The following is a 371-nucleotide window of genomic DNA, read 5'->3' on the forward strand; positions in this document are numbered from 1 at the left end:
ACCAACATCATCGGCTCTGGTCAGCTGAGCAATCTCGCCCTTGCGTTGCAATGCGCAGCCGATCTCGGCGCGGACCCAAGGAAGCTGGTAGAAAAGGTTTCAGAGATCACGCTGCAAAAGCGCAAGATGGAGGTCAAGAATTATACGTTAAGCGACAAGAGCGTTCACCTCTTGAATGACTGCCACAACGCAACCCTTGTGTCATTCTCGAGTGCGCTGAACTATTTGGACAGACTTTCCCGAGGCTTCAGAAATCAGATTTTCGTCATTGGCAAGATCGTTCACATAGAGGGCTGGGAGAAGCATGTTTATGAGACGCTCTCTCATGATCTGAAGCGGTGCAACCCGAAAACCGTCATCCTCTTCGCAGA

1 protein-coding gene is annotated in these 371 nt (G+C 50.7%); it reads left to right on the forward strand.

Going from position 1 to position 371, the window contains the following annotated elements; all coding sequences use genetic code 11:
* Nucleotides 1-371 (forward strand): hypothetical protein (locus tag AC1DIQ_RS19015; RefSeq protein ID WP_478050607.1); only part of this gene is annotated, 371 nt, incomplete at both ends.

The sequence above is a fragment of the Stenotrophomonas sp. 05L413 genome (assembly GCF_056397945.1).